Below are 7,431 nucleotides of genomic sequence, written 5' to 3'. Positions count from 1 at the left end.
ACGGGGATGAGGACGCCGGTACGGTGATGCGATGCGACAGATCCCCGGAGCGTGGCACCGCACGGCGGCCGGTGCCGGACTGGTCGGTGCCGACGGCGCGATCCACCCGACCATCTTCGCCGAGATGTCGGCGCTCGCGGCCCGGACGGGCGCGATCAACCTCGGCCAGGGCTTCCCCGACGAGGACGGGCCCGCCGAGGTGCTCGAGACCGCCCGTGCCGCCATCGCGAACGGTGTGAACCAGTACCCGCCGGGACGCGGCATCCCGGATCTGCTCTCCGCCGTCGCCGAGCACCAGGAGCGCTTCTACGGTCTGCACCTGGATCCCGCCCGCGACGTCGTCGCCACGGCCGGAGCGACCGAGGGGCTCGCCGCCGCGCTGCTGGCGCTCGTCGACGGTCCCGACGACGAGGTCGTCGTGTTCGAGCCGTTCTACGACTCGTATGCGGCCGTCGTCGCCCTCTCCGGGGCGCGCCTGGTGACCGTCCCGCTGCGGTGGCCAGACTTCCAGCCCGATCTCGACGACCTGCGCACGGCCGTGACGGACCGCACCCGCGTGATCCTCGTGAACGACCCCCACAATCCCACCGGCGCGGTGTTCTCGGCCGAGGTGCGTGACGAGGTGGTGCGCCTGGCGGACCGGCACGACGCCGTGATCGTCACCGACGAGGTGTACGAGCACCTCGTCTTCGACGGGGCACACGTGCCGATCGCCACGCTTCCCGGCGCGTGGGAGAGGACGCTCACCATCTCGTCGGGCGGCAAGACTTTCTCGACGACCGGCTGGAAGATCGGCTGGATCAGCGGGCCGGCCGACCTCGTCGACGCCGTGCTCGCCGTCAAGCAGTTCCTCACGTACGTCAACGGCAGCCCGTTCCAGCCCGCGATAGCTACCGGACTGCGACTGCCCGACGCGTTCTTCGGCGGCATCGCCGCGACCCTGCGAGCGAAGCGCGATCTGCTGGGCGAAGGGCTGCGCAACGCAGGATTCGACGTGTCGACTCCTGCGGGCTCGTACTTCACCGTTGCGGACGCGAGCGAGCTCGGAGCGGTGGATGCCGCGGCCTTCTGCCGGGCTCTGCCCGAGCGCGCGGGTGTCGTGGCGATTCCCCTGACGGCTTTCGTGACGCCGGGTCGTCGCGCCGACTACGCGACCCTGGTGCGGTTCGCGGCGTGCAAGCGCGTCGAGGTTCTCGAGGAGGCGGCATCCCGTCTCTCACGCATGCGCTGAACGGGCGTCCTCAACGCGGCTCGACACGGAAGCGGCGCAGGGCCAGCGCGGGATTGACCCGCCGCACTCGCGCGATCGCACCGACGTCCAGGTGCGCGACGGCCACGTCGGTCGCCGTGCCGACGGCGGCCAGCTCGACCCCCTGCGGGTCGACGACGAGCGAGTTGCCGACGCCGAGGGGCGGCGGATGGTCGGCCGCGGCGACGAACACGGTGTTCTCGATGGCCCGCGCATGCAGCAGCGTGCGCCAGTGGTGCTCCTTGAGGGGCCCCCGCACCCATTCGGCGGGGACGAGCAGCACATCGGCGCCGGCATCCACGAGCAGCCGTCCCACTTCGGGGAAGCGCAGGTCGTAGCAGGTCATGAGGCCGAAGCGGAGGCCGCCCGCGTCGAAGGTCAGCGGCTCCCCCGGGTCGCCCGGCTCGATCCAGTCGGATTCGCGCTGACCGAACGCGTCGTACAGGTGGAGCTTGCGGTAGTGCGCACGCAGCCCCTCGGCGTCGACCGCCACGACGGTGTTGCGCACGCGCCGGCCGTCGCCCGCCCGCTCCAGCAGCCCTGCGACGACGACGACGCCATGCTCCCCGGCGATCTCGGTGAGCCGCCGCACGAACGGCCCGTCGAGCTCCTGCGCGTTCTCGGCGAGGCTCTCGTCGAACGGGTCGACGAAGTAGCTCGAGTACTCCGGCAGCACCACCAGTCCCGCTCCCCGGGCGGATGCCGTCGCCACGAGCTGCGCGACGGCGTCGAGGTTGGCGGCGGCATCGGCCGTGGGCGCGAACTGCGCCACCGCGATCGCGAACGTGTCGCTCATCGCTGCTCCCCGATCTCCCGCGCTCTGACCCGGATGATCCCGGGGATCACCACCCACAGCGTGACGATGATCACCGCGAGGAGCAGGATCGCCCACCAGAACGCGGACCCGCCCACGACGACGTCGAAGACGAATGCGACGACCCCCACGATGAGCAGGGCGACCGTGATCAGTGCGGTCACGAGGGCGACGTGGCCGTAACGCACGACGGCGGGCTTCACGCCGTGCTGGAAGACGGCGCGGTGCAGCGCCACCGGTGCGAGCGCCACGATGGAGGAGAGCGCGGCGAGCACCACGAGTGAGAGGTACGCCGTCCGCTGCCCATCGCTCAGCTCCGCGAAGGCGGGCTGGAAGGCGAGGGCGAGCAGGAAGCCGGTGAGGATCTGGGTGCCCGTCTGCAGCACGCGGAGCTCCTGCAGCACTTCGCTCCAGTTGCGGTCGGCACGCTCCGCCGGGCTCTCGTCGCGACCGTCGACGCGGTCGTCATCGGGATTGTGGCGGGGGTCCTCCGGCATGTGTTCATCCTGACGCGGACCGCGCGGACGGGGCAACCCATCCCGCCCCGTGGTTCGGGGCACTCGAAACCCGTGCTAGGCTATTCCTTGTGCCGCGGGGTGGAGCAGCTCGGTAGCTCGCTGGGCTCATAACCCAGAGGTCGCAGGTTCAAATCCTGTCCCCGCAACAAAGAAGGCCCCCTGATCAGGGAAATCTGACCAGGGGGCCTTTCACATGCGCCGCGCTCTGCGTCCGCGAGGAGTGGGACGTTCTGCGTCCGCCTCTCCCCGGAAGGGGCGGTCAGACCACGGGATCCATCGTCCCGGTGAGATCGTCGAGGAAGCGGGTTACGACGGCGAGCTCGTCCTCGTCGTAGCCCATCGCCATCTCGCGCATCGCGCGCAGCCGCTCGCCGAAGATGCGGAAGAACGCCCGCCGCGCCTCGTCGGTGAGCACCACGACCCGCCCGCGCCGATCGGTGGGATGCGCACGCCGTTCGAGGTGGCCGGACGCCTCGAGCCGATCGAGCAGCTTCGTGGTGGACGCGGTCGAGATGCGCAGGTGCTGGGCGATGTCGCGTGGGCTGACCAGCGCTCCCCTCTGCTCGCGGATGATCAGCAGACGCAGGGCGGCGACATCCGTCGCATTCATGTCCATGTCGCCCTTCATGCCGCTGTGCATGCGGTCCATGGCGTCGCCCATGGCGCGGATCGACATGAGCACGCGCATCACAGCGTGCTCATGATCGGTCTGCGGCAGCCAGCGTTCGGACATCGTGGACGTTCCCTCCCAACCGTTGTAGCATCGCACAAAACAGATTGCTAGCTAAGCTAGCGATTGGGAGGAGATGCGCAGATGACCGAGACCGATCTTGTGGTGCTGCTGGACGACGCCGGGCAGGCCATCGGGACCGCGCCGAAGTCGACCGTCCACGGTGCCGACACCGCGCTGCACCTCGCCTTCTCCTGCCACGTCCTCAACCGCGACGGCCAGGTGCTCGTCACCCGGCGCGCTCTGGGCAAGCGCACGTGGCCGGGAGTGTGGACCAACTCGTTCTGCGGGCACCCGCGCCCGGCCGAGCCGGTGGCGTCGGCCGTCCGCCGGCACGCCGACAGCGAGCTGGGCATCGTCCTGACCGAGCTGGAGCTGGCGCTTCCGCTGTTCCGCTACCGCGCCACCGACAGCGCGGGGATCGTGGAGCATGAGGTGTGCCCGGTCTACACCGCGTACACCGACGACGAACCGCGGCTCAACCCCCTCGAAGTGATGGATGCCCGGTGGGTCGACCCCGACGAGCTTGCGGCGTCCCTCGCGGCGACGCCCTGGGCCTTCTCGCCGTGGCTCGTGCTGCAGGCAAAGCACCTGCACCTGTTCGACGGCGCCGTCCCCCGCAGGTGGGCGTCGTGATCGCGGCGGATCCCGCCGTCGCCACGGCGATCGACGGGGCGCTCGAGCGCATCCGGGAGCGGGCGGACGGCCTCGGCGACGGCTTCGACGCCCTCGCCGGAGCGATCGGCCGCGCAGCCCACGGCGGCAAGCGACTGCGGCCCGCGCTCGTCACGACCGCGTTCGCCGCGTTCGGCGGTGCGCCGTCCGCGCGTCCGGCCGTGCTGTCGGTCGCCGCGGCCTTCGAGCTGCTCCACACGGCCTTCGTGGTGCACGACGACGTCATCGACCACGACACCGAGCGCCGCGGTGTGCCCAACGTCGGCGGGGAGTTCCGCGCTCGCGGTCGTGAGGCCGGGGCGGATGCGGCCGGCCAGGCGACGCTCGGCGACGCTGCGGCGATCCTCGCGGGCGATCTGCTGCTGCACGAGGCCTTCCGTCTCATCGCGATGGCCCCGACGGACGCGCCGACGAAGGAGCGCCTGTTCGCCCTCCTGGATGACGCGATCGTCGTGTCGGCGGCGGGCGAGCTCGCCGACGTCGAGAACGCGGTCGCCGCATCCTTCCCCTCTCGCGACACCACGCTCGGCACGGCCTTCAACAAGACCGCGGTCTACTCGTTCCGGGCACCGCTCCAGGCGGGCGCGCTGCTGGCCCAGGCCGACGGCGCGGCACTTCGGGTGCTCGGCGACCTGGGCGGGCGTCTGGGACTGGCCTTCCAGCTCGTGGACGACCTGATCGGAACCTTCGGCAGCGCCGATCAGACCGGTCGAGACAGCGGCCCCGACCTGCGCGAAGCCAAGCGCACGCCGGTGATGGCCCTCGCCCGCGAGTCGGGCGCGACTCCCGATGTCGACGCCGCACTGGCGCGGGCGACGACCGGTCCGGTGGCCGTCCGCGATGCGCAGCTGGTCCTTGCCGGCAGCGGCGCCCGCGAGCGGCTGACGCGACTTATCGCCGAGACGCTCGACGGCGTCCGCTCCGGATCGCACGACCCGGCTCTCCCGTCCGCCGCCGGCCGCCTGCTGCGCGGCCTGTCCGCCGAGATCGACCGAAGGATCCCGTGAACACCTCCACGTCGCAGGTCGCCACCGGCCTCGCCCTCTACGACAGGACGGCGGGGGATGCGGCGGCCGCCGTCATCGCGCGCTACTCGACCTCGTTCGCGCTGGCCTGCCGCCTGCTCGGCCCGCGCCCGCGCCCGCACGTGCGCAACGTCTACGCGCTGGCACGCGTCGCGGACGAGATCGTCGACGGCCCTGCGCGCGAGGCGGGACTGTCGACGGAAGAGGCCGGCGCCGTCCTCGACCGGCTCGAAGAGGACTGCCTCGCGGCCATCACCCACGGGTTCAGCAGCAATCTGGTGCTGCACGCGTTCGCACGCACCGCCCGCGAGTGCGGGATCGGAGCGTTCCTGGTGGAGCCGTTCTTCGCGTCGATGCGGGTGGACCTGGAGGTGAGCCGGCACGACACCGCATCGCACGACGCGTATGTCTACGGCTCGGCGGAGGTCATCGGGCTGATGTGCCTGCAGGTCTTCGTCAACGCCGGGTCCGGGCATCCCGTCGTCCCCTCGCCGGAGCTCGTCGACGGCGCGCGGCGGCTCGGCGCGGCCTTCCAGGAGGTGAACTTCCTGCGCGACCTCGCCGACGATCGCACCCGCCTCGGACGCGACTACCTCGACCTCGTCTCGGCCGAGGATCGCACGGCGGTGCTCGACCGCATCGACCGCGACCTCGCCGCCGCCGCGCGGGTGATCCCCGATCTGCCCGCCGACTGCCGCAAGGCCGTCACCGCCGCCCACGACCTGTTCGCCGAGCTGGCCGCACGTCTGCGGTCATCGACGGGCGACGACGTGCGTGTGCGCGTTCCCGACGCCGTGAAGGCGCGCCTGGCGATGCGGGCGATGCTGGGCTTCGCGCCCCGCGGGGCGCACGCGTGAGCGCGGGTGCCGGGAAGCGCCGGGCGGTCGTCATCGGGGGCGGGATCGCCGGACTCGCCACCGCCGCGCTCCTCGCACGCGAGGACTGGGACGTCACGGTGCTGGAGGCCCGCGACGAGCTCGGCGGTCGGGCGGGGATGTGGGAGCGCGACGGCTTCCGCTTCGACACCGGCCCGAGCTGGTATCTCATGCCCGAGGTGTTCGACCACTTCTTCGGTCTGCTCGGCACGTCCGCCGAGCGCGAGTTGGACCTCGTGCCGCTCGATCCCGCGTACCGCGTGTACTCCGACCCGGCCACCCGCCTGTCGCCGCTGGACGTGCGATCGGGGCGGCAGAACGCGACCGCGCTGTTCGAGGGCGTCGAGCCGGGCGCCGGCGCGCGCCTGGACGCCTATCTCGACTCCGCGGCCGACGCGTACGACCTGGCCGTCACACGCTTCCTCTACGACACCTACGAGTCGACGGCCGGTCTGAGGGATCCCGCGCTCCTGCGGCGGGCACCTCGCCTGGCCCCGCTGCTCACGCGGAGCCTCGCGCGTCACGTCGAGGCCAGGTTCACGGATCCGCGCCTGCGGCAGATCCTCGAATACCCCGCCGTGTTCCTCGGCGGCTCGCCCTACGGCGTCCCCAGCCTGTACCACCTCATGAGCCACCTCGATCTGGACGAGCACGTGCTGTACCCGCGCGGCGGCTTCACCGAGATCATCCGCGCGGTGACCCGCCTGGCCGAGGCATCCGGCGTCCGCATCGAGACCGGCGCACGCGTGACCGCGATCCTCACCGAGGCGGGACGGGCACATGGCGTCGAGCTGGCCGGCGGCGAGCGCCTGACCGCCGAGCTCGTGGTGTCGGGCGCCGACCTGCACGCCACCGAGACGACCCTGCTGCCGCGCGAGCTGCAGACCTATCCCGAGGAGTGGTGGCGCGCGCGGACGCCGAGTCCTGGAGCACTCCTGCTGATGCTCGGCGTCGAGGGCGCCCTCCCCCAGCTCGCCCACCACACGCTGCTGTTCGCCAAGGAGTGGCGCGCGAACTTCGGCGACATCTTCGGGTCGCATCCACGCATCCCCGATCCGGCGTCCCTGTACGTCTGCCGCCCCAGCGCCACCGACCCCGGCGTCGCTCCGCCCGGCCACGAGAACCTCTTCGTCCTGGTGCCGGTGCCCGCAGATCCGGACCTCGGCCGCGGCGGCGTGGACGGGACCGGCGACGCCGCAGTCGAGGCCGCGGCCGATCGCGTGATCGTGCAGCTGTCGGAGTGGTGCGGCATCCCGGACCTCGCCGAGCGGATCGTCGTGCGACGCACCGTCGCACCGGGCGACTTCGCGGCCGACCTGGGGGCGTGGCGCGGCAATGCCCTCGGCCTTGCGCACACCCTGCGACAGAGTGCGATGTTCCGCCCGCGCAACGTGTCGCGCCGGGTCGAAGGCCTCGCGTACGTCGGCGCGTCCACGCTGCCCGGCATCGGACTGCCCATGTGCCTCATCTCGGCCGAGCTCGTGGTCAAGCGGCTGCGCGGCGACCGATCGCCCGGCCCGCTCGCCGAGACGGCGAGGGTGTGAC

8 protein-coding genes and 1 tRNA gene are annotated in these 7,431 nt (G+C 71.8%); 6 read left to right on the top strand and 3 right to left on the bottom strand.

What is annotated here, in order from left to right; genetic code table 11:
- Positions 1-31 precede the first annotated feature (31 nt).
- A complete protein-coding gene (locus ACTHNQ_RS11270) occupies positions 32-1,231 on the top strand; it encodes an aminotransferase class I/II-fold pyridoxal phosphate-dependent enzyme (RefSeq protein ID WP_440333455.1) in 1,200 nt (399 codons plus the stop codon).
- A 10-nt stretch (positions 1,232-1,241) separates the two neighbouring features.
- Here the strand turns inward: ACTHNQ_RS11270 and ACTHNQ_RS11265 are convergent, their stop codons facing one another.
- Both ACTHNQ_RS11265 and ACTHNQ_RS11260 read right to left on the bottom strand, forming a co-directional pair.
- Positions 1,242-2,045, bottom strand: a complete 804-nt coding sequence (locus tag ACTHNQ_RS11265) for a carbon-nitrogen hydrolase family protein (protein WP_440333454.1) — start codon at positions 2,043-2,045, stop codon at positions 1,242-1,244.
- The gene (locus ACTHNQ_RS11260; RefSeq protein WP_440333453.1) at positions 2,042-2,560 is read right to left on the bottom strand and encodes a DUF6328 family protein; all 519 of its coding nucleotides are present in this window, start codon (positions 2,558-2,560) and stop codon (positions 2,042-2,044) included. Before ACTHNQ_RS11260 ends, ACTHNQ_RS11265 begins: the two co-directional genes overlap by 4 nt.
- Positions 2,561-2,653: 93 nt before the next feature.
- Here ACTHNQ_RS11260 and ACTHNQ_RS11255 point away from each other — a divergent pair.
- Positions 2,654-2,727 (top strand) — tRNA-Met (locus ACTHNQ_RS11255).
- A 113-nt stretch (positions 2,728-2,840) separates the two neighbouring features.
- Here ACTHNQ_RS11255 and ACTHNQ_RS11250 read toward each other — a convergent pair.
- A complete protein-coding gene (locus tag ACTHNQ_RS11250) occupies positions 2,841-3,314 on the bottom strand; it encodes a MarR family winged helix-turn-helix transcriptional regulator (protein ID WP_440333452.1) in 474 nt (157 codons plus the stop codon).
- Positions 3,315-3,395: 81 nt separating this feature from the next.
- On the opposite strand from ACTHNQ_RS11250, the gene idi reads away from it, so the two are divergent.
- The 4 genes from idi to crtI are packed head-to-tail and all read left to right on the top strand — an operon-like array spanning position 3,396 to position 7,430.
- Positions 3,396-3,947, top strand: a complete 552-nt coding sequence (idi, locus tag ACTHNQ_RS11245) for an isopentenyl-diphosphate Delta-isomerase (RefSeq protein ID WP_440333451.1) — start codon at positions 3,396-3,398, stop codon at positions 3,945-3,947.
- Positions 3,944-4,993: a polyprenyl synthetase family protein gene (locus tag ACTHNQ_RS11240; protein ID WP_440333450.1), complete on the top strand. Its 1,050-nt coding sequence runs from the start codon at positions 3,944-3,946 to the stop codon at positions 4,991-4,993. The genes idi and ACTHNQ_RS11240 overlap by 4 nt, the downstream gene beginning before the upstream one ends.
- Positions 4,990-5,868, top strand: a complete 879-nt coding sequence (locus ACTHNQ_RS11235; RefSeq protein ID WP_440333449.1) for a phytoene/squalene synthase family protein — start codon at positions 4,990-4,992, stop codon at positions 5,866-5,868. The genes ACTHNQ_RS11240 and ACTHNQ_RS11235 overlap by 4 nt, the downstream gene beginning before the upstream one ends.
- Positions 5,865-7,430, top strand: coding sequence for a phytoene desaturase family protein (gene crtI / locus ACTHNQ_RS11230; protein ID WP_440333448.1), 1,566 nt, complete (start codon positions 5,865-5,867; stop codon positions 7,428-7,430). The genes ACTHNQ_RS11235 and crtI overlap by 4 nt, the downstream gene beginning before the upstream one ends.
- The last annotated feature ends 1 nt before the right edge of the window (position 7,431 follow it).

It is taken from the genome of Microbacterium sp. (assembly GCF_051953575.1).
Lineage (GTDB): Bacteria > Actinomycetota > Actinomycetes > Actinomycetales > Microbacteriaceae > Microbacterium.
Note: the sequence above shows the minus strand (reverse complement) of the source record. Positions and strands in the feature narration are given on the sequence as shown.

Bases quoted from the DNA above. Each gene is read 5' to 3' on its own strand.
- ACTHNQ_RS11270 (WP_440333455.1), top strand. From the start codon at position 32: ATGCGACAGATCCCCGGAGCGTGGCACCGCACGGCGGCCGGTGCCGGA.
- ACTHNQ_RS11265 (WP_440333454.1), bottom strand. From the start codon at position 2,045: ATGAGCGACACGTTCGCGATCGCGGTGGCGCAGTTCGCGCCCACGGCC.
- ACTHNQ_RS11260 (WP_440333453.1), bottom strand. From the start codon at position 2,560: ATGCCGGAGGACCCCCGCCACAATCCCGATGACGACCGCGTCGACGGT.
- ACTHNQ_RS11250 (WP_440333452.1), bottom strand. From the start codon at position 3,314: ATGTCCGAACGCTGGCTGCCGCAGACCGATCATGAGCACGCTGTGATG.
- idi (WP_440333451.1), top strand. From the start codon at position 3,396: ATGACCGAGACCGATCTTGTGGTGCTGCTGGACGACGCCGGGCAGGCC.